At 66.9% G+C, this 24,726-nt stretch carries 23 protein-coding genes and 1 tRNA gene; 16 read left to right on the top strand and 8 right to left on the bottom strand.

Annotated elements, in window-relative coordinates; genetic code table 11:
• Positions 1–10: 10 nt before the first annotated feature.
• The 3 genes from dacB to FHT19_RS22930 are packed head-to-tail and all read left to right on the top strand — an operon-like array spanning position 11 to position 2,330.
• Entirely contained in the window at positions 11–1,408 is a 1,398-nt protein-coding gene (gene dacB / locus FHT19_RS22920) for a D-alanyl-D-alanine carboxypeptidase/D-alanyl-D-alanine-endopeptidase (protein WP_248290622.1), read from the top strand.
• A gap of 46 nt (positions 1,409–1,454) precedes the next feature.
• Positions 1,455–1,964, top strand: coding sequence for a (2Fe-2S)-binding protein (locus tag FHT19_RS22925; RefSeq protein ID WP_169476971.1), 510 nt, complete (start codon positions 1,455–1,457; stop codon positions 1,962–1,964).
• Between the two features lie 24 nt (positions 1,965–1,988).
• Positions 1,989–2,330, top strand: coding sequence for an arsenate reductase family protein (locus FHT19_RS22930; protein ID WP_169476972.1), 342 nt, complete (start codon positions 1,989–1,991; stop codon positions 2,328–2,330).
• Positions 2,331–2,521: 191 nt separating this feature from the next.
• Here the strand turns inward: FHT19_RS22930 and FHT19_RS22935 are convergent, their stop codons facing one another.
• The 4 genes from FHT19_RS22935 to FHT19_RS22950 all read right to left on the bottom strand — a co-directional run bounded on the left by FHT19_RS22935 (position 2,522) and on the right by FHT19_RS22950 (position 5,203).
• Entirely contained in the window at positions 2,522–2,959 is a 438-nt protein-coding gene (locus FHT19_RS22935; protein WP_168557982.1) for a biopolymer transporter ExbD, read from the bottom strand.
• Between the two features lie 65 nt (positions 2,960–3,024).
• Positions 3,025–3,555 carry a biopolymer transporter ExbD gene (locus FHT19_RS22940; protein WP_168557981.1) on the bottom strand — a complete coding sequence of 177 codons (531 nt, stop codon included), beginning with the start codon at positions 3,553–3,555 and terminating at the stop codon, positions 3,025–3,027.
• A 127-nt stretch (positions 3,556–3,682) separates the two neighbouring features.
• Complete coding sequence (locus tag FHT19_RS22945) at positions 3,683–4,444, bottom strand: MotA/TolQ/ExbB proton channel family protein (RefSeq protein WP_168557980.1); 762 nt, start codon at positions 4,442–4,444, stop codon at positions 3,683–3,685.
• A gap of 96 nt (positions 4,445–4,540) precedes the next feature.
• Positions 4,541–5,203 carry an energy transducer TonB gene (locus FHT19_RS22950; RefSeq protein ID WP_168557979.1) on the bottom strand — a complete coding sequence of 221 codons (663 nt, stop codon included), beginning with the start codon at positions 5,201–5,203 and terminating at the stop codon, positions 4,541–4,543.
• A gap of 449 nt (positions 5,204–5,652) precedes the next feature.
• Between FHT19_RS22950 and FHT19_RS22955 the strand changes: the two genes are divergently transcribed.
• Entirely contained in the window at positions 5,653–6,423 is a 771-nt protein-coding gene (locus tag FHT19_RS22955) for a hypothetical protein (protein ID WP_248290623.1), read from the top strand.
• Between the two features lie 76 nt (positions 6,424–6,499).
• On the top strand, positions 6,500–7,822 hold the full coding sequence (locus FHT19_RS22960; RefSeq protein WP_168557977.1) for a homoserine dehydrogenase: 1,323 nt from the start codon (positions 6,500–6,502) through the stop codon (positions 7,820–7,822).
• A gap of 67 nt (positions 7,823–7,889) precedes the next feature.
• Here FHT19_RS22960 and FHT19_RS22965 read toward each other — a convergent pair whose 3' ends face one another.
• Positions 7,890–8,399, bottom strand: coding sequence for a hypothetical protein (locus FHT19_RS22965; protein WP_169476973.1), 510 nt, complete (start codon positions 8,397–8,399; stop codon positions 7,890–7,892).
• Positions 8,400–8,523: 124 nt separating this feature from the next.
• On the opposite strand from FHT19_RS22965, the gene glpX reads away from it, so the two are divergent.
• Both glpX and FHT19_RS22975 read left to right on the top strand, forming a co-directional pair.
• Positions 8,524–9,519 (top strand): class II fructose-bisphosphatase, encoded by a 996-nt coding sequence (glpX, locus tag FHT19_RS22970; RefSeq protein WP_348981817.1) that lies wholly within the window; start codon positions 8,524–8,526, stop codon positions 9,517–9,519.
• 108 nt (positions 9,520–9,627) lie between these two features.
• Positions 9,628–11,286: a hypothetical protein gene (locus tag FHT19_RS22975; RefSeq protein ID WP_169476974.1), complete on the top strand. Its 1,659-nt coding sequence runs from the start codon at positions 9,628–9,630 to the stop codon at positions 11,284–11,286.
• An 18-nt stretch (positions 11,287–11,304) separates the two neighbouring features.
• Here FHT19_RS22975 and FHT19_RS22980 read toward each other — a convergent pair whose 3' ends face one another.
• Complete coding sequence (locus FHT19_RS22980) at positions 11,305–13,107, bottom strand: HAMP domain-containing methyl-accepting chemotaxis protein (RefSeq protein WP_168557974.1); 1,803 nt, start codon at positions 13,105–13,107, stop codon at positions 11,305–11,307.
• Between the two features lie 245 nt (positions 13,108–13,352).
• On the opposite strand from FHT19_RS22980, the gene FHT19_RS22985 reads away from it, so the two are divergent.
• Genes FHT19_RS22985 through FHT19_RS23000 form a run of 4 tightly spaced genes read left to right on the top strand, consistent with a single transcriptional unit; the run spans position 13,353 to position 16,560 of the window.
• Complete coding sequence (locus FHT19_RS22985; RefSeq protein ID WP_169476984.1) at positions 13,353–14,027, top strand: PepSY-associated TM helix domain-containing protein; 675 nt, start codon at positions 13,353–13,355, stop codon at positions 14,025–14,027.
• A 22-nt stretch (positions 14,028–14,049) separates the two neighbouring features.
• Positions 14,050–14,556: a DUF2271 domain-containing protein gene (locus FHT19_RS22990; RefSeq protein ID WP_168557973.1), complete on the top strand. Its 507-nt coding sequence runs from the start codon at positions 14,050–14,052 to the stop codon at positions 14,554–14,556.
• Between the two features lie 13 nt (positions 14,557–14,569).
• A complete protein-coding gene (locus tag FHT19_RS22995) occupies positions 14,570–15,580 on the top strand; it encodes a DUF4198 domain-containing protein (protein ID WP_169476975.1) in 1,011 nt (336 codons plus the stop codon).
• Positions 15,581–15,618: 38 nt separating this feature from the next.
• The gene (locus FHT19_RS23000; protein ID WP_248290624.1) at positions 15,619–16,560 is read left to right on the top strand and encodes an FAD:protein FMN transferase; all 942 of its coding nucleotides are present in this window, start codon (positions 15,619–15,621) and stop codon (positions 16,558–16,560) included.
• 81 nt (positions 16,561–16,641) lie between these two features.
• Here FHT19_RS23000 and FHT19_RS23005 read toward each other — a convergent pair whose 3' ends face one another.
• Positions 16,642–19,041, bottom strand: coding sequence for a TonB-dependent receptor (locus FHT19_RS23005; RefSeq protein ID WP_348981816.1), 2,400 nt, complete (start codon positions 19,039–19,041; stop codon positions 16,642–16,644).
• Between the two features lie 404 nt (positions 19,042–19,445).
• On the opposite strand from FHT19_RS23005, the gene FHT19_RS23010 reads away from it, so the two are divergent.
• The 5 genes from FHT19_RS23010 (at position 19,446) to gltX (ending at position 24,296) form a co-directional block, all read left to right on the top strand.
• Complete coding sequence (locus FHT19_RS23010; RefSeq protein WP_169476976.1) at positions 19,446–20,195, top strand: energy transducer TonB; 750 nt, start codon at positions 19,446–19,448, stop codon at positions 20,193–20,195.
• A gap of 10 nt (positions 20,196–20,205) precedes the next feature.
• On the top strand, positions 20,206–20,886 hold the full coding sequence (locus FHT19_RS23015) for a Fe2+-dependent dioxygenase (RefSeq protein WP_169476977.1): 681 nt from the start codon (positions 20,206–20,208) through the stop codon (positions 20,884–20,886).
• Positions 20,887–20,897: 11 nt separating this feature from the next.
• Entirely contained in the window at positions 20,898–21,974 is a 1,077-nt protein-coding gene (locus FHT19_RS23020; protein WP_248290625.1) for an alpha-hydroxy acid oxidase, read from the top strand.
• Positions 21,975–22,101: 127 nt separating this feature from the next.
• Positions 22,102–22,926, top strand: a complete 825-nt coding sequence (locus FHT19_RS23025; protein WP_169476978.1) for an arylamine N-acetyltransferase — start codon at positions 22,102–22,104, stop codon at positions 22,924–22,926.
• Positions 22,927–22,970: 44 nt separating this feature from the next.
• On the top strand, positions 22,971–24,296 hold the full coding sequence (gene gltX, locus FHT19_RS23030) for a glutamate--tRNA ligase (RefSeq protein ID WP_169476979.1): 1,326 nt from the start codon (positions 22,971–22,973) through the stop codon (positions 24,294–24,296).
• A 336-nt stretch (positions 24,297–24,632) separates the two neighbouring features.
• Here the strand turns inward: gltX and FHT19_RS23035 are convergent.
• Positions 24,633–24,709 (bottom strand) — tRNA-Met (locus FHT19_RS23035).
• Between the last annotated feature and the right edge of the window lie 17 nt (positions 24,710–24,726).

Below are 24,726 nucleotides of genomic sequence, written 5' to 3' on the forward strand. Positions count from 1 at the left end.
TGCGTGCTGCGTGACAATCGCAGCGCGCCTTGGCCTGGCCCTTGCGCTGCTTGTGGCGGCGCCTGTGGCGCAGGGCAGGGGCATGGCAGAGCCGGCGCTCGATGCGATCCTTGCCCCCCTTCCCGCCGGGGCCCGCATCGGCCTGCTGGTGGTGGACGAAACCGGTACCGTGGTGGCGCAGCGCAATGCCGATGCCCGGATGGTGCCCGCGTCCACCACCAAGCTGTTCACCACCGCCGCCGCACTGGCCACCCTGCCCGCCACCGATCAGCCCGACACCACCCGCGGCGCCAGCGTGAGCCTGGAAGGGGCCGGTAGCCGGCCCGATGTGGTGCTGCGCGGCCATGGTGATGCGCGCCTGTCTGCCGCACCGGATTGCACGGTGGATTGCCTGGCCACCCTCGCCGATGCGATCGCGGCACGCACCCGCCGGGTGGGGCAGGTGATCGGCGATGACAGCGCCATGGCCGACGAGCGCTGGCCCTCGGGCATGAGCTGGGACAACATGGCGACGCCATCGGGCACGGCCGTTTCTGCACTCACGCTGGATGACAATATCGCGCTGGTAACCGTCATCGCGGGGGTGGAAGGCACGCCCGCAAAGATCGAAGCGCCGGTCGGCCTTGTCGTTACCGGCACGGTGATGAGCGTCCGCGCCGGCCCGGTCGCCGTTGCCCGCAGCACGCTGCCCGGATCGGATCGCTGGCAACTGGGTGGCACGATACCGGCGGGCAGCAATCTGCGCGTGCCCCTCGCCGTGGCCGATCCCGCTGCGCGCGCGGCCGCGGTGCTGCGCGCCATGCTGGTGGCGCGCGGCGTGGCCGTGCGTGGCCCGGCGATCGCACGCCATCGCCTGGGTACTGCGTCGCCCGAACCAACCCCGCTCGCGCGCCTTGTCCCGCCGCCGTTGGCAGACGATGTGGCGCTGACCTTGCGCAACAGCCAGAACCTCCACGCCGAACTGCTGCTGCGCCGCCTGGCGCCAAGTGGCACCGTGGCAGACGGCATCGCGGCGCGCACGGCGGCGCTGGCCCCGGTCGGCCTGATGCCCGGCAGCGTCAGCCTCTATGACGGTTCGGGCATGTCCACCTACAACCGGGTCACCCCAAGGGCGCTGGTCACGCTGCTGCGCTGGGGCCAGGCACAGCCCTGGGGCGGCACCTGGATTGGCGGCTTCCCCGTGGCGGGACAGAGCGGGACTTTGAAAAACCGCCTGCGCGGCACGACGTTGGAAGGCAAGCTGCGCGCCAAGACCGGCACATTGCTGGGCACCCAGGCCTTGGCCGGCGTCCTGCCCACGGCCGATGGCCACACCCTCGCCTTTGCGGTGCTGGTGGGCGATCTGCCCGAAGGCACCAGCGCCACTGCCGTGGTCGACACGCTGCTGCTGGCGCTGGCCGGGCTATAGGGCAGGCGGGCATTGAGCCTGGGCTGCGCTGCTCTATACACCGGCCATGGCCAGCCTCACGCTCAACGCCCAGCCGCTCGACATTCGCCTGCCTGCTGACACGCCGCTGTTATGGGCCCTGCGCGATGCCGCCAATCTGACCGGTACCAAGTATGGCTGCGGCACCGGCGAATGCGGCGCCTGCACGGTAATGGTCGATGGCCAGGCGATGCCCAGTTGCACCCTGTCGCTGGGAGAAGCTGAAGGGCGCAGCGTGACCACGATCGAGGGCCTGTCGCCCGATCGCAGCCACCCCGTGCAGCAGGCCTTTGCCGCCGAGCAGGCGATTCAGTGTGGGTTCTGCACACCCGGCCTGGTCATGGCGGCGGCAGCGCTGCTTGCCCACAATGCCGATCCGACCGAGGCCGACATCGCCGCTGCCCTGCCCCACGTGTGCCGGTGTGGGGTGCAGCCCCGGCTGGTGCGCGCGGTGCAGCGCGCCGGACGTATCCTGCGCGGCCAGGAAGCGCCGGTACGCTTGCCCGCGCCGCGCACCGCCACGACCGGTGGATTCTGATCCCACTCTCATCAGGAGATTTCGATGCACGCCACGATCTGGCACAATCCCGCCTGCGGTACCTCGCGCAACACGCTGGCCCTGTTGCAGGAAGCCGGTGCGCAAGTGACTGTGATCGAATACCTCAAGACGGCGCCCAGGGCTGAAAAGCTGGCGCAGCTCTATCGCGATGCCGGCCTCACCCCGCAACAAGGGCTGCGGCTGCGCGGCACCGATGCCGAGGCGCGCGGGCTTCCCCAAGCGGACGACGCCACCGTGCTGGCTGCCATGGCGGCCGCGCCCAAGCTGATCGAGCGCCCGCTGGTGGAAACGCCCAAGGGCGTGCGACTGTGCCGGCCCAAGGAAAAGGTCTTCGAAATCCTGTGACGGCGGCGTGCCGCCGGTCGATGTGCCGGGGCTGGATCGCCTGAACACAAAGCGGGGCCGCGGCGTTGATCCGTGGCCCCGCCTTGTTTGTCTCGATCATGCTGCGCACAGACAAAGAAAAAGGGGCGGATCACTCCGCCCCTTGATCGGGTTTTCCGGTGTGGCAACCGGAAGAAACGGGCCCGAAAGCCTTACTGCGCCTTCCCGAAGGTGGCGAAGTTTTCGTTCCCGACGAAGCCGAACTTGGTCACCTTGGATTCGGTGATGTCCTTCAGCAGCCGGTTGGCCGTTTCATAGCTGGCATAGGCGTCCGGCTGGAACTGCAGTTCCGGTTCCGGATTCATCGCCTTGGTCGCCTGGAGCAGCGAGATCAGGTTGCCTTCGGTAATGGTCGAGCCATTCCAGAGGATCTGACCATCCTGCGTCAGGATCAGCTTGTTCTTCACCGGGTCAATGTGAGGCGTGTTCGTAGGCGGGGTCGCCTGCGGCAGGTTCACGTTGACCGAGTGCGTGGCCACGGGGATGGTGATGATGAACATGATGAGGAGCACGAGCATGACGTCGATCAACGGCGTCGTGTTCATTTCCATCATCGGCGCGCCATCGTCCTTGCCGCCGCTCATTGCCATGGTGTGTTACTCCTGTTCGCCGTGCGCGCCCCGAAAGGCGCGCCCCGGGCGGTCTCCGTCAGGCCTTAGCCGTTGGGATCGACCGGGGTGGAGATGAAGCCGACCTTGGGATAGCCCGCAGCCTGCACGTTGTAGATCGCACCAGCGATGCACTTCCACGGAACATTGACGTCGCCACGGATGTGCACTTCGGGGATCTTTTCCGGGTCCATGTTGGCCGCGCCGCCTTCACGCTTCACGATCGCATCGAGGCGCTCGAAAGCCTGCTTGTACAGCTCGGTGTTGTCCACCGGAGTCACGTTGTTGAAATAGACGCGGCATTCACCGTTGCGGGTCGAGCCTTGATAGCCCGGTTCGCGCGGGCTGCGGCCGTTCGCGTCGGTCGAGACAACGGCGAGAAGCAGGTTTTCAACCTTGTCCTGCGTTTCTTCCGAGGGAAGTACGGGAACCTTGAGCTTCTCGACGGTCTGGATCGCGACCGGAACCGCGATGAGGAAGATGATCAGCAGCACCAGCATCACGTCCACGAGCGGCGTGGTGTTGATGTCCGACATCGGGCGTTCTTCTCCGCCAGCGCCGCCTACAGACATTGCCATTGGTTACATCCTATCCGATTGAAGCCGCGGGAGGGGCCAGGGTGTGGGCTGGTAAGGCCGCCCTGGCCATGACCCGCGTTCTGCGGACAAGACCGGTAGCGGTTGCCACCGGTCTTGGGGTGACAGCTTACTTCTTGACCGGAGCAGCAGCCGGAGCAACCGGCTTGGCGGCCGGAGCCGGACCCACGGCAGGCTTCACAGCGCCCTTCGAGGTGATGTTGGCCAGAACGTCGGTCGAGAAGCCCTGGAGCAGCTCGGCGATCTTCTTGTTGCGCGACTGCAGCCAGTTGTAGGCAAGCACGGCCGGCACGGCGACGAGCAGACCCAGCGCGGTCATGATCAGAGCTTCACCGACGGGGCCGGCCACCTTGTCGATCGAGGCCGAACCGGCCAGACCGATGGCGATCAGCGCGCGGTAGATGCCGACCACGGTACCGAACAGACCGATGAACGGCGCGGTGGCGCCCACGGTGGCGAGGAAGGGCAGACCACCGGCGAGACGCGCGTTGATCGAAGCTTCCGAGCGAGCGAGCGAGCCGTGCAGCCAGTCATGGGCTTCGAGCGAGTCGGTCATCTTGGCGTGCTGGTCTTCGGCGGCGATGCCGTCGTCGACGAGCTGGCGCCATGCGCTGTTCTTGTCCAGCTTGGCAGCGCCTTCACGCAGCGAAGGCGCACGCCAGAAGTTGGCGAGAGCCTTGTACTGGCCCAGGATCTTCGCTTGTTCGAAATACTTGGTGAACAGGATGAAGAACGAGCCGAACGACATGATGCCCAGGATGGTCACCGTGGCGTACGAAATGAAACCGCCGGCCTGCAGGGCTTCAACGAAGCCGAACTTGTTCTGCGGCGCGGCATTGGCCGCAGCAGCGGCAAGCGTCTGGATAAACATTCGGGTCTTCCTCTCAAGAATTCGATAGCAAGTGCAAAAAGCTGCGCAGGGACGTTGGCCGAACCCGGGGCTGATCCCCAGGATCGATGTCGAGCATCAATCCTTCGGGATCTGCCAGCGCACCGAACTGGAGTACACGCTGCCGACTGGCTGCCCATTTTGGGTGCCGGGCTTGAAACGGGCGCGACGCATCAGATTCTGACAGGTTGCGGCGTCAAGTTCCTGGTTACCCGAAGAGCGCGTGACCGTGCAGTTCGTCGGCTTACCGCCTGCGTCATATTCCAGACGGAAGCCGGTCGTGCCGGTGGCACCTTCACGCAGTGCACGCGAGGGGTAGTCGTTCGGCGTCACCCAATCACCCGGGTTCCCACGCGGCGTACCGGGAACCGGCGGCGGCGGAGGCGGGGGAGGGGGCGGCGCAGCGGGCGCCGGAGGCAGCACGACCGGAGCCGGCGGCGGGGCGACCGGCGGCGGCGTCGTCACAGCCTGAATCGGCGGCGGGGCCAGATTCAGGTTGATCGGCGGCGGCGGCGCAACGATCGGCGGCGGCGGCTGATCAGGCTGCTTCGGGGGCGGCGGCGGCGGCTCCTTCGGCTTTTCCTCTTCGATCTTGACCGCGGTGGTCACGTCCTTGATCTTCTTGAACGCCGAGTAGGCAAGGCCGGTGACCAGCGCATACCCCACGACGACATGAAGAACAGCAACGATGATGAGCGCGGTGATCTTGTTACCGCTCATCTGTTGGTCAGCGTATGCCATTCAGCTCCATTACTCCTGAACGTCCCGGCCAGGCCCGATACATCGCCCAAAGACAACGCCCATCGCGCCCAGAAAGGACCGACGCCCGGAATCACCGTTCCGGCCGACGAGACAATCCAGCGATTTCATTCCACCCTGCCGAACAACCCGGACCGCCGACATCGGACGCAGAGGGCCCGGCGGCGGCATGGTTCGGACTTGGTTTTTTCTTTGCCCGAACGACCGGGAGCTTTAACGCCGAACCCATAAGGGCGCAAATGCTTTATCGGTTAAGCCATGATTCAGCCATGCGTCCCGCAATCGCAAGGAAATCTTAGCAATTTTGCGGCGCAGCGCCGCACGGAAGGAGGAATATGCCCAAATCCGCGCATCCAGTGCGAAAATTTGTCGCTGGCTCGCTGCTGTTTGCAAGCATTTCGATGCCCTTGCAGGCCCAGACACCCCCGGCAATGATTCGCCCGATCGACGGGCCGGCGCTCAGCTATGCCGATCTGGTCGATCTGGCGATGCCCGCCCGCGTGGTGGCCAAGGCGGAAATCACCGTCCAATCCACGATCAAGCCCGGCATCGCCACCGACGTCGCCCCGGGCAAGGTCCGGCTCTATATCGAGGCGCGCACCACCGCCCTGCTGGTTGGCTCGGACATTGGCGAGACGCTGCGCTTCCTGGCCGACGTTCCGCTCGATGCGCGCGGCAAGGTGCCCAAGCTGCGCAAGCTGCCGGTGCTGTTGCTGGGCGAGACGGTGGATGGCCGACCGGGCGAATTCAAGCTGGTGGCGCCCGATGCCATGCTGGCGTGGACGCCCGAACTTGAAGCGCGCCTGCGCCCGATCCTGACCGAACTGGTCAACCGGGACCAGCCGCCGCTGATCACCGGGGTGCGCGAAACCATGCACGTTCCCGGCAATCTGGCCGGGGAGGGGGAAACCCAGGTCTTCCTGACCACGCCCGACGGCAAGCCCGCGTCGCTTTCGATCCTGCGCCGCCCCGGCCAGCCCACCGTCTGGGGGGTGAGCTTTTCCGAGATCGTCGATCAATCGGCCAAGCCGCCCCAGCCTGAAACCCTGGCCTGGTATCGCCTGGCCTGCTCCCTGCCCCCGGCCCTGCCGCCGCGCAGCGTGATCGGCGGCACGGCCGATGATCGGCAGATCGCCAGCGAGGATTATGCCCAGGTGGTGCGTGAACTGGGACCATGCACGCGCAACCGGCCCGCGCACTGATGCCCACGCACTGATACTGGCCTTTTGGGCGGCGCTCGCCTAGGGCACCCCCAGACTTGACGAGAGTGGGAAAACCATGAGCGAACCCTTGCGCATCGCGCTCGCCGGGCTCGGCACCGTTGGCGGTGGCGTGATCCGGCTGATCGAAACCAACGCCGATCTCATTGCCCGCCGGGCCGAGCGGCGGATCGAGATCGTGGCCGTGGCCGCGCGCGATCGCAGCAAGGATCGCGGCGTCGACCTGTCGCGCTATGCGTGGGAAGACGACATGACCGCGATGGCCGCGCGGCCCGACGTGGACGTGGTGGTGGAACTGGTCGGCGGGTCTGACGGCCCGGCGCTGACCCTGGCGCGCAACACGCTGGCCGCGGGCAAGGACCTGGTCACCGCCAACAAGGCGATGATCGCCCACCACGGCCTGGAACTGGCCGCGCTGGCCGAAAAGGCCGACGCCGCGCTCAAGTTCGAAGCGGCGGTCGCCGGTGGCATCCCGGTGATCAAGAGCCTGAAGGAAGGGGTTGCCGCCAACGAGATCAACCGCGTCTATGGCATCCTGAACGGCACCTGCAACTACATCCTTTCCACCATGGAAGACACCGGCCGCGACTTTGCCGACGTGCTGGCCGAAGCCCAGGCCAAGGGCTATGCCGAAGCGGACCCCACGTTCGACATCGATGGCATCGATGCCGCCCACAAGCTGGCGATCCTGTCCAGCGTGGCATTCGGCACCAAGGTGGATTTCAAGAGCGTGACCACCACCGGCATCCGCCGCATCGTGGCCGCCGATATCGCCCAGGCCGATGTGCTGGGCTATTACATCCGCCTGATCGGCATGGCCGATACCGAGCTGGACGCCGCCGGCCAGCGCCGCCTGGTGCAGCGCGTACAACCCCACCTGGTCCACCGCGATCATCCGCTGGCCCACGTGGACGGCGCCACCAACGCCGTGGTTGCCGAAGGCAATTTCGTGGGGCGCCTGCTGTTCCAGGGTGCCGGCGCGGGCGATGGCCCCACCGCCAGCGCCGTGGTGGCCGATCTGATCGACATCGCCCGCGGTGACATCGGTGCGCCCTTCTCCATGCCGGTTGCCGAACTGCGCGAAATGCCGCCCGCGCAGACCGGCCAGCGCATCGGCAGCGCCTATATCCGCTTCAACGTGGCCGATCGCCCCGGCGCCCTGGCGGAAATCACTGCGGCGATGCGCGATGCCGGGGTTTCGATCGAAAGCCTGATCCAGAAGGGCACGCCCGGCCCGGTGGCCGGCGATGCCGATACCGTCCTGGTGCACATGGTGACCCACGACGGACCGGAAAGCGCGATCGACCATGCGCTGCGCCTGCTCGACGGCTCGCCCTGCCTGGCAGAGGCGCCGGTGGTGCTGCCGATTCTGGAAGAATGAGGCAAACCGCCTGATCGCCAATGCAAAAAGGCCGGGAAAGGACACCCTTTCCCGGCCTTTTTGCAGTTCAAGGCGCCCGGATCTCGCCCTTGGCGATGCGGTCCGCATCCGATCCGGCGGGCGGCTCGGGCAGCGCGGTGATATCGAAGTAATACATCGGTGGCGGCACGCTGCCAAAACCCACGCAGGCGCCATTGCCCTTGCACGGTGCCAGTCCAAAGACATTGGGCGCGCGGGGCAGGCCGTCGTTGGTGGATTGGGCGGTGTCGGTCTGGTCGCGCAGGGGCAGGCGCTCCTTCTCGCGCGATTCGGCATCCCGGCACACCACGATCGCGCCATCGGCGCTGCGGCCGGGGCGGCAGCGCGTGGCCTGGCTGCCGGTGATGATGCGCTGGGCGATATTGCCGTCGGTGTCGCTCAACGTGGGCAGGCCCGGGCCGGCCACCTGCGGCACCTTGACGGCCGGGGCCGGATCGGCGGAAGCATCGGTGGCAGGCGCAGCAGCCGAGGCACTCGTGGCATCCTGGGCGCGAACAGCGGGCGCCTGGCCCAGGGCAAGCCAGCCGGCCAGAGCCATGGCAACAATCGGCAAGGGCACTCTCGACAACACGGTAACCTCCCGTCTAGGGGCTGCCCAGACATAGCGTGCATACGTCTGCACAGGCGTCGACCGCGCTGTTTGTCCACCCACAGGAGGCACCGTGACCGCCCAATCTCCCGAGAAGCCCGCAGCTTCCCAAGTTCTCGACCGTGTTCTCGTGCTCGAAATGGTACGTGTCACCGAAGCTGCGGCGATCGGTGCTTCACGCCTGATCGGCCGCGGCGACGAAAAGGCAGCCGACGCTGCCGCTGTAGAGGCCATGCGCGCGGCCTTCAACGAACTTTACATGGATGGCACCGTGGTGATCGGCGAGGGCGAGCGCGACGAGGCGCCCATGCTCTATATCGGCGAGAAGGTTGGCTCTGCCCCCGGCACCGGACCGCGCATCGACATCGCGCTCGATCCGCTGGAAGGCACCACGATCACGGCAAAGGCCGGCCCCAATGCCCTGGCCGTGCTGGCCGTCGCCGAAGAAGGCGGCCTGCTCAACGCGCCCGACGTCTATATGGAAAAACTCGCCGTTGGCCCAGGCTACCCCGCTGGCGTGATCGATCTCAACCGGTCGGTCACCGACAACGTCAAGGCCGTGGCCGCCGCCAAGGGCGTGGCGCCGGGCGATATCGTGGTCTGCGTGCTCGACCGCGCGCGGCATGAAGGCATCATTGCCGAACTGCGCAGCCTGGGCTGCGGCATTCGCCTTATCCCCGATGGCGACGTGGCCGGTGTGATCGCGGTGACCAACGAAGACACCGGCATCGACCTCTACATGGGCACGGGCGGCGCACCCGAAGGCGTGCTGGCCGCCGCCGCGCTGCGCTGCGTGGGCGGGCAGTTCCAGGGACGCCTGCTGTTCCGCAACGAGGACGAACGCGCCCGCGCGCGCAAGTGGGGCATCACCGATCTTGGCAAGATCTATGACCTGCACGAATTGGCCAAGGGCGATTGCATCTTTGCCGCCACCGGGGTGACCGACGGCTCGCTGCTCGATGGCGTCAAGATCCGCAAGAACGGGGTGATGACCACCGACAGCGTGGTGATGCGCGCGTCTTCGGGCACGGTCCGCTGGGTGAAAGGCGAACACCGCCGACCGCGCTGAGCCTGGCGCTTGCCTTGCCCACGATCGCACGCAGGCGGCATATTGCGAAACATTGCAAAATGCCGTTTGCTGGGCAGCGTTGACGAACGCAGCAGGGGGCAAGACACAATGAACCGATCCATCCTGGCCGGGGCCGCTGCCCTGGCCATTTTGCATGGCGCCGTGGCGCAGGCCGCCGATGCCGCGCCGCCCGCGCCGGTGACGGCACCGCCTGCGCCGCTGACCAAGGAACAGCAACGCAATGCAGAGGCTGCAGCAAAAGCGGCCGAGCTGGAGGATTTCCGCAAGAACGGCTCTTGGTACCTGCGTTGCGACGGCAATCCCAACAACCTGACCGGTGGCGAAAGCTTCGCCCGGCTGGTGGGCGCCGTCACGCTGCTGGGCCTGCTGGCCCCCGCGCGTGAGATGGCCGATCCGGCCAAGCGCCAGTTCGGCGCCAAGGGGGTGGAGGCCTGTAGCCAGCTGATCGACGATCCGCAGAAGGGCGAACACAACGTGATCCGCCGCCTGCCCCTGATCCTGGCGCGCGCGGCGCACCGGATCGAGGCCAAGGATTTCAGCGGCGCCGTGGCCGATGTGGGCAAGGCCCGGGCTGAGGCGCAGGCCGCCAACCTGGTCGGCAATCCCTATTTCGACCGGTCTATGGGCCTGTCGTTCGACCTGCTGGAAGGCGAGGCGCGGCTGCGACTGGGCGACCCCGAGGGATCGACCGCCGTGCGGATTCGCGGCGCATTGAAGATGCCGTGGTCGTGGTATCCCAAAGTGGCTGCCGACCCCTACCTCGTGTCGGGCATGGCCCTGACGGCTGACGAGCTGCGGTTCTACGACCAGGCCGCGCGGCTGGACACCTTGAGCCTGCTGCGCGCCGCGATTCGCCTGGAGGATGCCGGCCGCTTTGCCGAGGCGGCAGCGCGGCGCGAGACGCTGTTGGCCGATTTTGAGTCGCAACTGGCCGACACGCGCGAATCCGCCGTTTATGCCGGGAGCGCCCTCACGCTGGCCCTGGCCGGCCAGTGGGAGCTGGCGGCCAAGCGGGCCGAGCAAGCGCGCCAGAACCTGGAAGCGCGCCGCGCCGAAGGCAAGGCCGAGGCCGACGCCAGCAACGTGATCGAATTGCTGGACCTTTACGGCGTCGTGGCCGCGTTCCACGCCGGCAAGGTGCCCGAAGCCCGGCGCGTGTTCACCGCGCGCAGCGAATGGACCGCCCCCTCGGCAGGCGCGCTCGAAGGCGTGGCCGCGCTGCTGCTGCCCGGCAGCAAGCCCGAGGAACAGATCGGCATGCTCGCTGAAACCCGGCTGCAGCGCGAAAACCGCCGGCGCGAACGGATGCTGGCCGCCCTGGCCGAGCGCGACAAGAACAACCGCACGCTGTTTTCCTACATCCTGCCCTATGCCTCGGTCAGTGCGTTCGAGGCGCAGAGCAAGCAGGTGTGGAACACCCAGAAATCGAAAATGGCAATCGTGCCCAAGGAGCCGAGGCCCAATGGCCTGGTGGCCTATTTCAACGACGGCGCGCCCCTGACCCAGCCCGATGCCTTGCTGCTGCATGCCGCGCTCACGGCCAAGGCCCAAGGCAAGATGTTCAATATCTTCATCAACGGCCAGAAGCCGTCGATTGCCTGGGTGCGGCTGGGCAGCAGGGGCGATGGCCACACGACAGAAGCGCTGCTGATCGATCCCGATCCGGTCATTGCCGAGCTGGGCCAGGTGATCCCCTCACCCGAAGCACTGGCCCAGCGCGCCAAGGCCGGCGCAGCGGCGAAATAGCAGGACAGGCGGCCTCGGTCAGCCCGCCGCCAGAGCCAGGCGGGGGCCGGTGCGGGCCTGTTCCAACATCGAATCGCGGCGCAGGTCTCCCGCCTTGGCGACGTGGGCCGGGCGGTTGGCCACGTCGCGGGTCTGGAACGTGCCGACGAGCTGGGCCAAAGCCTCGGCCTCTGTCGCGAGGCTGCGCGTGGCGGCAGACGATTGTTCGACCATGGCCGCGTTCTGCTGCGTCATGCGGTCCATGTCGCTGACCGCGCGATTCACTTCGCGCAGCTTGTCCGCCTGGGAAATCGCCGCTTCGGCAATGCCTGACACCAGGCCGCCGATCTCGCCCACGCGGGCCACGATATCACCCAGCCGCTCGCCGGTTTCGCCCACCAGCGTCACACCCTGGCTTACCTGCGCGGTGCTTTCGCCGATCAGTTCCTTGATGTCGCGCGCGGCGTCGGCGCTGCGCTGGGCCAGGGCGCGCACTTCGCTGGCCACGACGGCAAAGCCCTTGCCGGCGTCCCCGGCACGCGCCGCTTCCACCCCGGCGTTGAGCGCGAGCAGGTTGGTCTGGAACGCGATGCCGTCGATTACGCTGATGATCTGGCCGATCTTCTCGGACGAAGCTTCGATCCCGGCCATGGCCGCCACCGCGCGGGTCACCACGTCTCCGCCGGCCTCGGCCTCGCGCTGCGCGGCGCCGACCGCGCTTTGCACGTTGGCGGCGCGCTCGGCCGTTTCGCCCACGCTGCTGGTCACGGTATCGAGCGAATGCGCCGTGGTGGCCAGGCTGGCAGCCTGCTGCTCGTTGCGCTGGGCCAGGTCTTCGGACGCGGCGCGGATCTCGGCAATCGCGCGCGACACCTTGTTGGCACCCACGCGCACCGCGCGCAGCGCCTCGGCCATGGCGCCGACGGCCGTGTTGTAATTGTTGCGCAAAGTATCGAGGTCGCCGGGGAACGGGTCTTCCAGGCGCACTTCCAGATTGCGTGCGGCCATCACGTCGAGCCCTTGGGTCAAGGCCCTGACCACCAGTTCCTGATCGCGCCGGCCGGCCTGGCTGCGCTTGGCCGCACCGCGGAACACGTCCAGCGCGCGCACGATTTCGCCGATTTCGTCAGGCCGGGTATTGCCATCGATGGGGTAATCGTAATCCCCCTTGGCCATTTCCTGAATGCCAGCCGCCGTGCCCACCAGCGGCGCGATCACCCGGCGGCGCAACTGGATCCCGGCCCAGACAATCACTGCCAGCACGGCCAGCGCCAACAGCCCGGCCAGCGCCAGCGAACCCAGCACCCGCCGGTATCCTTCATCCAGAAGGCGCCCCCGCTCGGCGTTGGACAGGTCGACCAGCGCATTCACGCGATCGTGCTGGAGGCCATAGGCCTGGGTCAGGGGGCCATCGTGAACCGCGCGCATCGCGGCGCTGTCACCGCGCCGCACGGCCGGCACGAACTGTTCGTCCACCGTCTTCCAGAATTGCACCTCGGCATCCAGCGTGGCGTTTACAGCGCCGCGCATGTCATCGGGCACGGGCGCCGCCTGCCAATAGGCCAGACGCTGTTTGAACTGGGCTTCTTCCTCCTGCAGGGCCTTGATCCCAGGCTCGACATGGCCGGGATCGGTGAGCATCAGCGTGGTGTGCAGGTAAGGTTCCACCACAAAGCAGGGCGGTGGCAGAATATCGGCCAGCAGTTCGTCCTGCAGCAGGCTTTCATGGTGCATCGGCCCGCCAAAGCGGATTTGCCCGACCACAAACGCGGCAAGCGCGATGGCAAGTACAACCAGGCCGATGACAAGCCGTGTCGCTTGCCGGGTTTGCACGCTCAGCATCGAGATCACTCCGGTGGCGGATTTTCACACGTTCCCTAGCGTTGGGATGCTTAATGGGCGGGCAGCCCGGCGTGCGGGCAAATGCGGAGCCGCACGAATCCGTAACAGACTTGATACAATGGCAAACTTGCAAATGACTCGCATTAGGTTAGGAGCGACCTAACAGACCGCCTCGGACGGACACCCCCTTGAGCACGCTTGACCAGATCGACCGCCCCCACAGCCAGGCCGCCGCGCCGGCCAGCGTGCCCGCGCAAGCCCCCGCACGAGCCCCCGCTCGCCCCCCCGCGCGCGCGGATGCCAAGAAAGCGCGCAAGGCCAGGCAGTTCTGGCTCAAGCAGCTCCACACCTGGCACTGGATCAGCGCGGCGATTGCGCTGGTCGGCATGATGTTGTTCGCGATCACGGGGATCACCCTCAATCACGCGGCGCAGATCAACGCGCAGCCCGTGGTGGTCGATCGCAATGCCACCCTGCCTGGCCCGCTGCTGCGCCAGATCCAACCTGCCCCGGCGGCCAGCGACGCCCCCCTGCCCAATCCCGTGGCCGCTGCCGTGGCCGGGGCCGTGGGCATCGACCCCAAGGGGCGTGCCGGCGAATGGTCTGACGACGAAGTCTATGTCGCCATGCCCGGTCCGGGCACGGATCGCTGGGTCAGCATCAACCGGCAAAGCGGCGCGATCACGTCGGAAAAGACCGACCGCGGCTGGATTTCCTGGGCCAACGACTTGCACAAGGGCCGCAATACCGGATCGGTGTGGTTCTGGTTCATCGATGTCTTTGCGCTGGCCTGCGTCGTCTTCACGCTGACCGGGCTGATCCTGCTGCAGCTTCATGCCCGCCATCGCCCGGCCACCTGGCCCCTGGTGGCGCTGGGCCTGGTGATACCGGCCGGCATTGCCCTGTTCTTCATCCACTGACGCAAGAAAGAACCGATCGTTCATGCGCAAGTCCCTTGCATTGGCAACCGGTGTGCTGGCCGCACCGCACCTCGCTTTCGCCGCGCCGGCCGCGCCCGCGGGCGTGATCACCGTCAACGTGCCGCGCCTTGCAGTGGCGGAATACCACCGCCCTTATGTGGCCGGCTGGATCGAGCCCGCCGGCGGCGGCGCCGCGCGCACGCTGTGGGTGTGGTACGATATCAAGAAAGTGGGCCGCGAACCGGGCACCAAGTGGCTGGGCGATCTGCGCAGCTGGTGGCGCAAGGGTGGCCGCTCGCTCTCGCTGCCGGCTGATGGCCTTTCGGGGCAGACCCGCGCGCCCGGTGCCTATCGCATCCCCTTGCCAGCCGGGCTCAAGCCGGGCGCCTATACCCTGTTCGTGGAAGCCGCGCGCGAAACCGGCGGCCGTGAACTGGTGCAAGTGCCGTTTTCCGTCCCCGCCAAGCCTGCCCCGGCGGGCGCCAGTGGCCATGCCGAACTGGGCCAGGTTTCCGTTTCCCTTCGCTGACAGGACTTTGCCGATGAATCGCAAGACTTTCCTGATGGCCGCGCCGCTGATGGCGTTGGCCCTGGCCGGCCCCGCCCAGGCCCACCGCATGTGGCTGCTGCCCTCGATCACCGTCCTGGCCGATACCAACCAGTCGGTCACCGTGGACGCGGCCGTTTCCAACGACCTGTTCTATCCCGATCATTTCCCCCTGGGGGTTGAGCAGGTGAAAGTCTGGGCGCCCGATGGCACCGAAGGCAAAGTGGAAAACGCCGCGCGCCTGCGCACGCGCTCGGTATTCGACGTGGCGATCGACAAGCCCGGCACCTGGAAGATCGGCACTGAAATGGCCAATCTTTCCGGCACGTTCAAAGTGAACGGCGAACTGTGGGGTGTGGGCATGCGCCGGCCGGGGGGCCCTGGTGGTCCGGGTGGTCCGGGTAACTTTGCCGGCCCGCGCGGCCCTGGTGGTCCGGGCGGCATGATGCCCGGTGGTCCTGGTGGTCCTGGCGGCCCCGGCGGCCCCGGCGGCCCTGGTGGCCCTGGTGGTCCCGGCGGTCCGGGCGGCGAAGGTGGCCCGCGCGTGCAGATCGCGCCCGATCACATGGTGGCCAACGTGGCCGACATTCCGGCCAATGCCACCGACGTGAGCCTGACCGAGACGCTCAACCGCAACTTCGTGTTCGTTACCGCCGGCACGCCCACCACGCAGGCCTTTACCCCCACCGGCAAGGGCCTGGAAATGGTGCCCGTCACCCATCCCGACGAACTGGTGACCGACGAGCCCGGCAAGTTCCGCTTCCTGATCGACGGCCAGCCGGCCGCCAAGCTCAAGGTGACGGTCGTTCCCGGTGGCAAGCGCTATCGCGATATCGAAGGGGCGCAGGAACTGACCACAGGCACCGATGGCGTGGTGACGGTCAAGTGGCCGGTTGCCGGCTTCTACTGGCTCAACGCCAGTGTTGCCGATGATCACCCGGCCAACCCGCGCGCCGCGCACCGCCGCACCAGCTACACCACCACGCTGGAAGTGGTGGCGCCCTGACCTTGCCCGGCATGGCGCCCCTGTTGCGACGGATCGCCGTGCCGCCCACAATCGACCCGGCCAATCTGGCCGGGTTCGATCCTCATGCGCCCGTGGCCAGCCTTTCGGGCAGGACCATGGGCACGCAATGGCATGCGCGCCTGGCCATTCCGGCAGGTGCACCGCCCCAGGCCCAATTGCACGCCCGCATCCAGGCCCGGCTCGATGGCATGGAACGGGCGTTGAGCCATTGGGACGGTCAAAGCCTGCTGATGCGCTTCAACCACGCCAGGCCTGGCACCTGGTGCCGCCTTGCCCCCGATCTGGCCACGGTCCTGGCCCAAGCGCTCAGCGTCGCCCGTGCATCGGCCGGTGCGTTCGATCCCACCATCGGCCGCCTGACCGACGCGTGGAGCCTGGGCCCCAACCGCCACGCGTTTCCGCCCGATGCCGCCGCACTGGCACGGGCACGCGCCGCCTCGGGCTGGCAGCGCGTGATCCTGCAACAAGGTTGGCTGCGCCAACCAGGCGGCCTGTGGCTCGATCTGTCAGGCGTGGCCAAAGGCCACGCTGCCGATGCCGTAGCCGATCTCCTGGCCCAGGCCGGCTTGAACCATGCCCTGGTCGAAGTGGGCGGCGAATGCGCCGGGCGTGGGCTTCGCCCGGATGGAGACCCATGGTGGGTGGACGTGGAAAGCCCACCCGGCCTGGCGCTGCCGCCGCTGCGCGTGGCGCTGCACCAATTGAGCATGGCCACTTCGGGCCGTTATCTGGGCGGCCACACCATCGATCCGGCCACGGGCGAGCCTTGTGCTGGATCGCTCGCAGCCACCGTGATCCACGCGCGCGGCGGACTGGCCGACGCATGGGCCAGCGCGCTTCTCGTCAGATCACCCGCCGATGCGCAGGCGATGGCGGCGCACCATGGATTGGCGGCGCGCTTGATCGACGAGAATGGGGCGGAATGGCTCAGCCCCGCATTGACCGCGATGCTGGAATAATCGTGATACGTTAACTATTACATCGAACATGAAATGGGCCGCCGGAGCGTATCCGGCGGCCCATTGCGTGTGTCGGACCGTTCAGAGCTTGACGTTGGCCGTGAGGATCGCGGTACGGCCTGCAGCCTGGCTGGCAAAGTGCGAGTTATAGGCCTTGTCGTAATAACGCTTGTCGAACAGGTTGTTGACGTTGGCTTGCAGCGAGAAGCGCGGCGTTACCTGCAACGTGGCATTGGCGTCAAAACGCCAATAGCCAGGCACATAGCGCGCGAGCGTCTTGGTCACGACGCCGCCGCTCACCGCCGCGCCATAGCCGCCATAGACCTTGCTCATGTACAGCGCGTTGGCGCCGAGCGACAGGCTATCGGTGGCCTTGTAGGTGGTGTTCGCGGTAAAGCTATGGTCGGGTGTGTTGGGGAAACGCTGGCCGGTGCTGGGCGAGGCCACGTAATAGGTTACCCCGCCAGCCGTGACCGACGAATAGCCGCCATCGACAATGGTCGAATCCATATAGGTATAGCCGCCGAACACGTTCCAGCGGTCGGTGATGTTGCCGCTGGCGGACAGTTCGATCCCCTTGATCCGCTTCTTGCCAACGAACGTGACCGTGCCGTTGGCATCAGTGGCGCGGGCGTTGGTGGTTTCCGTCTGGAATGCGGCCAGGGTCAGCGAAAGCCCTTCGCCCAGCAGGTTCCACTTCGTGCCCACTTCATAGCTGCGCGTGCGCTCCACCTTGAGCGAATCCGTGATCGCCTGGCTGGTGGTGTTGAGCGCGTTGCTTTCGCTGCCATTGGCCAGGTACGATCCCGGCGGCGTGGCGGCGGTGGAGGCAGAGGCATAGATGCTGCCGTTTGGCGCAGGCTTCCACGTCAGGCCGGCTTGCCAGGTCCACAGGTTGTCGATCCGGCTGTACCACGCCCGGCCGCTTTCATCGGCGGCGGTGACGGCCAGGCCGGGGCTGACGCGGGTGACATAGTGGTCATAGCGCAGACCCAGGTTGAGCAGCAGCGCATCGGAAAAGCTGACCGTGTCGAACACCGAAACCGCCTGGGTATTGGTGCGCGCCCTGGTCCAGGTCTTCTCGGCCGAAAGCACGATCGGCGTGGTCACGCCCGATCCATCGGCGGTATAGCTTACCCAAGGATCATAGGGATTGGGGTTGGCCAGGCTGGTGCAGTTGTAGGCCGCGATCGATGCCGTACCGCAGCGCCCGCCCACTGCCGTGGTTCCCGTGGCAATCGCCGTGCCCGTGGCCGCATTGGAGACATAGCTGCCGACATTGGCGGTTTCGCGGCTCACTTCACCGGTCACGGCAAAGCTGTTCTTGATCCCGCCAAGCGTGAACGTGCCGAAGAAATCGGTCTGGTTGATGAATCCGGTCGTGCGGCTGTAGCGCGTGTTGGCCCGCCGCCAGACATTGCCGTTGAGCACGTTGCCCTGGCTATCGTCTGGCTGGGTCAGCACATAGCCCTGGCTGGAAACGCCATAGCGCGTGGTGTTGCGCAAGGTCAGGCCGTTGTCGAACCGGTGCTCCAGGCGGGCGGTGCCGGTGTTGACCAGGGTGTGGCGGAAATCGCGGTCGACCAGGCCATAGAATGCCGTGCGCGGCGTGCTGGCCACGGTGGTCTCGCTATAGCCGGCTGGGGCATTGGCGGTGGTATAGAGATAGGGAATGCCCGAATCGGGCAGTTCGTGGCTTTCCAGGTGATAGTAATCCAGCGTCAGGCTGGTGGGGCCAGACAGGCCGAACTTCACCGACGGCGCCACGCCCCAGCGATCCTGCCACACCGCATCGCGGCCGGCCACGTGCTGGTCGTGGTACATCGCAGCCAGGCGCAGGCCCACGTTGCCGATCGGCTGGTTCACATCGGCGGTCAGGCGCCGATATTCGGCCGTCCCGGTGGCAGCAGAGAAATTGGCAAAGCGTTCGCTGGTCGGCTGCTTGGACACGAGGTTGATCGCTCCGCCCACGCTGCCGCGGCCGTTCATCGTGCTGTCCGATCCCTTGACCACTTCGATCTGGTCGATGGCAAAGACATCGCGCGATTGCGCGCCGATGTCGCGCACGCCGTCCAGAAACAGGCTGTTCTGCGCATCAGAGCCGCGGATGAACGGGCGATCACCCTGGGGATTGCCGCCCTCGCCCGCGCCCAGCGTGACGCCGGGCACGAAACGCAGCGCATCGGCCAGGCTGGCGGTGGCATTGTCTTGCAGGACTTGCGCGGGAATGACGGTGATCGAGCGCGGGGTATCGAGCAGGGGCGCGGTGTACTTGGGCGAGGCGGCCTTGTCGGTCTTGTAGCTGCCTTCGACGATGGCCGTGTCGGTGACCGTTACCCCACCGAGCACCCGCGGCTGTTCGGCTGCGGTCGTGCCATCCTGCGCCAAGGCCGGGCCGGTGCCGGCCATGAGGCCAATGCAGCCCAGGGCCAGGAAGCGGGCAGCGCCGGCAGCGCTGTTGCGATCAGAAGAATCCCTCACTCATCAATCCTTTGCGCATGTCATGTGCGTGCGACGGCGAAGGGGGTGGCAGGTTTTGGGCGGCCTGTTGGCCTGCCCCGCTGCGCCCTCTCCGGCAGACGAATAGGCCGCCCTTAATGCGAACTGCTATCAGTCGCAACGATATTGATAATGATTCGCCAATTTGCGCCTGGTCAAGGCAGCTGCGCCGGATGCCGGTCAAGCGTTGGCGAAATGGAGCCAACCACCCTGCCAACGGCAGTCCGCCGGCGGCTGATGCAGTGAGGAAGCGCGACAAATGTAATGCTATTGCGATCTATTCGCTCGACTTCGCATTGCGATGTGGCTATGCGAATGACTCTCAATAACCTGCGAAACCGCCAACGGGGGCCAGAATAGTGAGCAGCCAGGCCAGTTTGATCGCAATGCCATCCCTTACGCCTCGCCCGGCCCAAACCGGGCCGCGTGGCGAAGTGGTGCCCTTGCGCGTCGCGACATGGCAGCCCTCGCGCTATCAGGCGAGCACCCGGCCGCGTGGCCTGGCCCTGATCGGGGCTGGTGCCGCTGTCGGCGGACTGCTCGCCGCTTTCCTGTCGCTGGGGATCATCGCGGCAAAACCGCATCGCGAGGTGCTCACCGCCGTGCGCCTCTCGGCTGATCTCACGCCCCCGCCGCCGCCTCCCCCCCAGGCCGCGCCGCAGCATCCCCAATCCCCGCTGCGGCCGGCCTCCCCCATCGTGGTGCCGCCGCCGCCGATTGCTTTGTCGATCCCGGCGCCTGCCGTGGCCACCGCGCCCGCCCCGGCCCCGGTGGCCGTACCGGCGGCAACGGCGGCGCCCGCCGCAGCCTCGCCCGCACCGTCGGCTGCTGCCCCGGCAGCACCCTCGGTTGCCACGGGACGCGACCTTTCGGCCAACCTGGTCGATGCGGCGCCGCCCCGCTATCCGATCGATTCGCGCCGCGCGCGCGAGCAAGGCACTGTCGTGCTCAATGTCACGGTGGGCATCGATGGCCGCGTGGCTGAGATCGGCCTGTCGCGCTCCAGTGGCTTCGACCGGCTCGATCGCGCCGCGCTCGCAGCCGTCAAGCGCTGGCGCTGGACACCCACGCGCCAGAACGGCCAGGCGATGATGATTCAGGGCCTCGTTTCGATTCCCTTCGTGCTGCAGGGCTGATTGCCGCGCCATGATGCTGCACATTCCCGGCGTGCTGACGCCGGACGATCTGGCGCAGGCCCGGGCCGCCCTGGCCGAGGCCGAATGGGAAGACGGCCGCACCACCGCCGGCCACCTGGCCGTGCGGACCAAGGCGAACCTGCAACTCCCGCTCGACAGCCCGGTAGCCGCAGCGCTCGGCCAGCGCATTCTCGAACGGCTGGGCCAGACACCGCTGTTCATCGCAGCCGCCCTGCCGCTGCGCGTGCTGCCCCCGCGCTTCAACCGCTATGAGGGTGGCGGCACGTATGGCAGCCATATCGACAATGCGCTGTTCCGCATGCCGGGCACCGACACCTATGTGCGCACCGACATTTCCAGCACGCTGTTCCTGTCCGGCCCAGACGAATACGAGGGCGGCGAACTGGTGGTGGAAGACAGCTACGGCGCCCACAGCGTCAAGCTCGCCGCTGGCGACATGGTGCTCTATCCCGGCACCAGCCACCATCACGTCACCCCGGTTACCCGTGGCACCCGCCTCGCCGCGTTCTTCTGGACGCAGAGCCTGGTCCCTTCGGAAACCGACCGGCGCAGCCTGTTCGAAATGGATCAGGCGATCCAGGCCCTGGCCACCGACCGACCCGATCATCCTTCGGTCGCCGCGTTGACCGGGGTCTATCACAACCTGCTGCGCCGCTGGTCGCAACCTTGAGCGCCGCACCTTTGCCAGACGATATTGCCACGCTGGCCGATTACGAGCGCCACGCCGCAGCACGGCTCGCGCCTGCCACCTGGGCGCATATCCAGCAAGGCGCGACACTCGCCAACCGCGCCGCGCTCGCCCGCTGGGGCCTGGTGCCACGCATGCTGCGTGCCCTGGACAAGGGTGGCACTGCCACCACCCTGTTTGGCCAGATCCACGCCGCCCCCATCCTGCTGGCGCCTGTCGCCTACCATCGCCTGGCCCACGTTCAGGGAGAAATCGCCACGGCCCAGGCCGCCGCCGCGATGAATACCGCACTGGTGGCAAGCACGCTGTCGAGCGTTCCGTTAGAAGCAATCGCGCAGGCACTTCGCGATGCCGCCGGACAATTGCAGCACCCCGCGCCACCGCCGGCGTGGTTCCAACTCTACGCGCAGCCCGATCCGGCCCATTCGCTGGCTCTGGTGCGCCGGGCCGAAGCAGCCGGCTATGGCGTGCTGGTTTTCACCGTGGATGCCGCGATCAAGCGCGCCGAATTCGTTCTGCCCGACGGGGTCGGCGCGGCCAATCTGGCCGGCTTCCCGGCGCAGCGGCACCATGCCGGCGCGCAAGGGCAGCACCTGGTGTTTGGCAGTCCCCTGGCCCGGCAGGCACCCACCTGGGAAACGCTTGCCTGGCTGCGCCGCGAAACCGCCCTGCCGCTGGTGGTGAAGGGGCTGCTCCACCCCGACGATGCCCTGCGCGCCCGTGATGCCGGGGCCGATGGCGTCATCGTGTCGAACCACGCCGGCCGGGTGCTCGATGGGGTGGTGCCGGCGCTGGCCATGCTCCCCTCTATCCGCGCCGCGCTGGGGCCGGGCTATCCATTGCTGCTGGATGGCGGCATTCGCAGCGGCGCCGATGCACTCAAGGCCATGGCGCTCGGCGCACAGGCCGTTCTGGTTGGTGCGCCGCAACTCCATGCCCTCGCCGTGGGCGGGATGGCGGGCGTCGCCCATATGCTGCACATCCTTCGCACCGAATTCGAGCTCGCCATGGCCCAATGCGGCTGCGCGCATGTGGGCGAGATCGACCCCGCACTGGTGGTTGCCTTGTGAGCGCAAGGCGGTAGGGCGCGATCGACTTTGACTGCGTCAAAGCCGGCGCTCTACCATTTTGATTTGCCGCATTTTCCGAGTCGGCAGGTGATTTCACCTGCCTTGAAAAAGCTCTAAGCCCCGCCGCATGATCTGCGACCTGCCCAGCTATCTCACCCGCATCGGCCTTGCCACTTCGCCTGCTGCCACCCCGCAGGGGCTTGAACAGGTGCAGCGCGCCCATCGCCAGTCGATCGGTTTTGAAAACCTCGATGTGATGCTCGGCCGCGGCATCGGTCTGGAGCCGGCGGACATTCGCGGCAAGTTGGTCGATCGCGCGCGCGGCGGCTATTGCTTTGAACACAATCGCCTGTTCGGCGCGATGCTGGCCACCATGGGCATGCCCAATCGGCCGCTGCTGACCCGCGTCTGGCTGCGGGTCGCGCCGGGCGTGGTGCCGCCGCGCACCCACACGTTCAGCCTGGTGACGCTGGGCGGCGAGCAATGGCTGGGTGACGCCGGGTTCGGCTCGTCCTATGTCCCGCCCATGCCCTTGGTCGATGGCGCCAGCGCGCTCGCCGCCGATGGCTATCGCCACCGCCTGCGCCGGGCGCGGGCGCCGGGTTCGCTGCGCGGCGAATGGGAAGTGGAACGCAGCCTGGATGGCGCCACGTGGGAAGCGCAATACAGCTTCGACACCACCGAAGTCGGCGCTCTCGATCTCGCGATGTCCAACCACTGGGTCGCCACGCGCCCCGAATCGCGCTTCACGCAAGCGTGCATCGTCTCGATCGTCCAGCCCCAAGGCTTTGCCTCGCTGCTCGACCGACAGATGACGGTGCAGACCGCCAAGACGCGCCATGTGGAGGACCTGCCCAATCCGGCAGCCTGGCAACGCACGCTGGCCGATGTCTTCCACATCGAACTGAGCGATACCGAAGTGGGCCAGCTCGCACCGCGCCTGTTCGGCTAACGCCACGGGTGGCCTTGGCCGCCAATCGCGCTATAGCGCGGGCCATGACTGTGGTTACCCGCTTTGCGCCTTCGCCCACCGGCCGCCTGCATGTCGGCAATATCCGCACCGCGCTGCACAACTGGCTGCTGGCGCAAAAGCATGGCGGGCGCTTCCTGCTGCGCATCGACGATACCGATGCCGAACGCAGCCGGGAAGAATACGTCGAGGCGATCCGCGCGGATCTCGCGTGGCTGGGCCTGCACCCGGAACGCGAGGAGCGCCAGTCCGCCCGTTTCGCGATCTACGAAGCCGCGTTCGAGCGCCTGGTGGCCGCCGGCCGGCTCTATCGCTGTTATGAAACCGCCCAGGAACTCGATCTCAAGCGCAAGATCCTGCTCGGGCGCGGTCTGCCGCCGATTTATGATCGCGCAGGCCTGGCGCTGACCGAGGCCGACCACGCCGCTCGGGCCGCGGCCGGTGAAAAGCCGCATTGGCGCTTCCTGCTCGACCATGATACGCCGATCACCTGGAATGACGGCATTCGCGGGCCCCAGCAGTTCGATCCGCGCCAGATGTCCGATCCGGTGGTGCGCCGCGCCGATGGCTCGTGGCTCTACATGCTGCCCAGCGCGATCGACGATATCGAGATGGGCGTAACGGACGTGCTGCGCGGTGAAGACCACGTCTCCAACACGGCTACGCAAGTGCAGATGTTCCTGGCGCTGGGCGCCACGTCGCCGCGTTTCGCGCATGAAGCGCTGCTTACCGGCAGCGAAGGCAAGTTGTCCAAGCGCCTGGGCTCGCTGGGTGTGGCAGACTTGCGCGAAGCGGGGATCGAGCCCGAGGCCCTTGTCGCGCTCCTGGCGCGGCTGGGCACGTCCGATCCGGTCGACCCGGCACTCACCGCGCAGGAACTGGCCGCCAGTTTCAACCTTGCCCACTTCGGGCGCGCCCCGGCTCGTTTCGATGAAGCCGAACTCCAGCGCGTCAACGCCGGGGTGGTCCATCGCCTGCCCTTCGCGCGCGTTGCCGCCCTGCTGCCACAGGGCATGGGTGAGGCGGCGTGGGAAGCGATCCGCCCCAACCTTGCCCACATCGGCGAAGCGGCCGATTGGTGGCGGGTCATCCAGGGACCGATCGCCGCCCCGGCATTCGATGAAGACACGCGCGCCTTCCTGGCAGAGGCCGCTGCAGTGGCAGCGACGCTCGACTGGACGAACGATCCCTGGCCTGCCCTGACCGGCGCACTCAAGGACAGCACCGGCCGCAAGGGCAAGGCCCTGTTCCTGCCGCTGCGCCAGGCGCTGACCGGCATGGATCACGGGCCGGACATGAAAGCCCTGCTGCCGCTGATCGCCCAGGACGAGGCGGTGCGCCGCTTGTCCTGAGCGCCGGTCCTAGAGCCGGAAACGCAACCCCGCCGTGGCGCTTTCGAGCCGTTGGGCCTGACGAGGAGGTACAGGCGCTCGCCATCGGCGAGCTTATAGTCCTTCTGCCGCTTGCTCGCGTAGCGGACTTCGAGTTCCTTGAGCGCCATCTGGGGGTACTCCGCTGGGGTTGCAGCGATTACCCCATAAAATACCCCCAAATGCAAATCGGCGTCCTGGCGTTCGGTGGGGTTCAAAGACGCACTTTGAGACGACGCGACTCGAAGATAAGCCACGGAAAACAGGCATAAAAAAGCCGCCTATGGATGTCCTAAGGCGGTTTGGCATGATTGAAGGTGGTTGCGGGGGCAGGATTTGAACCTGCGACCTTCAGGTTATGAGCCTGACGAGCTACCGGGCTGCTCCACCCCGCGATGTTAGCAACAAAGCC

The organism is Novosphingobium sp. SG919, assembly GCF_012932495.1.
Classification (GTDB): Bacteria; Pseudomonadota; Alphaproteobacteria; order Sphingomonadales; family Sphingomonadaceae; genus Novosphingobium; species Novosphingobium rhizosphaerae.